The following is a 1,558-nucleotide window of genomic DNA, read 5'->3' as shown; positions in this document are numbered from 1 at the left end:
AAGTCTGTTCGCGGCCGGAGGAGTAGAACTCGTAGCGGGACAACCAGATTCCGGAGTACGTGCCGGAATTGGGTTGCGGTGCGGCCTGGCCGGGATGGCGCTCCCGGGGGACGTCGCCGATGGCCGAGTGGACTTCGTGTCCGGCCGTGTCGTCGCCGGACAGGCTGCGTCCGGCCATCACCGCGCCGAATCCGAGGCTTTCGATGGGCAGGCGCATCACCTGCTCCAAGGCGCGCGCATGCGACGGACGAGGATTGGCGGTCGCGCCGGATTCCCATCGCTGGACGAGTCGTTTCGTCGCGCTGACGCATCCGGACTCGCGCAACATGCGGGCGAGATCGTCCTGGCTCAGCAGCCGTGCCGTGCGGGCGGCGCGCAAGGCGACGTTCGGCGTTCCCATGCGCTCACCGTAAAGCAATGACGCCTGAATGTCGCCCCGTTTGTGTGTCGATTGACGCCGTTTTCGTCGTCGCCGGAAGGCGGTGGTCCGCGCGAATCTGGACGCGGTCGCGGCGGCGAGGGCTTCGGTTCCCGGCACCGCGGCGTTCCGAACCGGACAGCGAGGGGTGTGTGCGATGTGGATCTTGTTCCTGCTCACCGTGGGATTGCTCGTGCTAACTGTCGCGCTGGTACGCGTTCTGCTGCGTGGCGAGGTGCGTCGCCGGGATCGGCGGTCGTGAGGAATGGGCTCCCGGTCGCGCTGGGCTGGCTGCATCCGGAGTCGCCATGTCTCGACTGGGATATCGCTCAGGTGCGGCGGCTCGCGGAGCGGCTGGGCTATCGGCTGGTGTGGGTGCCGGAAGCGAGTCGGATACCGCTCGCCGACCAGGTTCGAGCGGCCGGTGCCGACGTCGTAATCGCCCCGTCGACAGAGCATTTCGACTTCCTTGCCCTGAATTCGGTGATGGCGGTCGCCGACGTCGAGACGGTGAACCCTCGGCTCTCCTTTTCCCGTTGGGCTACTGGAGGGCAACCCGGTCGGTAGCGGAAGCAGGGGCGGGGTGACGATAGGGGTGGTGGCGCGTTCGATCGGGGCACTCCGGTGCGGCGTAACCGGTGATTTCCGGGCGTTCGCTCGCCGCGGGCGAACAGAACTTTTCGGGCGAAAACGGCGAGTTCGGACAAGCTCGGACAAGTCGGGCGCATGGTGGCGCGCGCGAGACTCCTTGTGTTACAACGGTTTTACGGATAGTTCCCTACGCTAATTAATTATTGAGAGTCGGCGGAATGTGCGGAATCGCGGGCTGGGTGGCGTTCTCGGACGACCTCACCCGGCAGCAGGGGGTTGTCGATGCGATGACCGAAACCATGGCCTGTCGCGGGCCGGACGGGCGGGGCACCTTCGTTCGTACACACGCGGCACTGGGGCATCGGCGACTGGCCATCATCGACCTGCCGGGCGGGACGCAGCCGATGACCGTGCCGACACCGGGCGGCGACGTCGCGATGGTGTACTCGGGGGAGGCCTACAACTTCCGTGAACTGCGCGGGGAGCTGCGCGGACTCGGGCACCGCTTCGACACCGACAGCGACACCGAGGTGGTGTTGCACGGCTATC

At 66.6% G+C, this 1,558-nt stretch carries 2 protein-coding genes and 1 pseudogene; 2 read left to right on the top strand and 1 reads right to left on the bottom strand.

From position 1 onward, the window contains the following. The coding region (locus ACGF5C_RS34485) for a multiprotein-bridging factor 1 family protein (protein WP_393308566.1) at window positions 1-400 on the bottom strand (400 nt) is incomplete at its 3' end. Window positions 401-676: 276 nt separating this feature from the next. Between ACGF5C_RS34485 and ACGF5C_RS34480 the strand changes: the two genes are divergently transcribed. Next, entirely contained in the window at window positions 677-985 is a 309-nt protein-coding gene (locus ACGF5C_RS34480) for a hypothetical protein (protein ID WP_393308564.1), read from the top strand. Between the two features lie 263 nt (window positions 986-1,248). After that, a pseudogene (locus ACGF5C_RS34475) lies at window positions 1,249-1,558 on the top strand (asparagine synthetase B); the annotation flags it as partial.

It is taken from the genome of Micromonospora sp. NPDC047620, assembly GCF_043205005.1.
Taxonomy (GTDB): Bacteria; Actinomycetota; Actinomycetes; order Mycobacteriales; family Micromonosporaceae; genus Micromonospora.
Note: the sequence above shows the minus strand (reverse complement) of the source record. Positions and strands in the feature narration are given on the sequence as shown.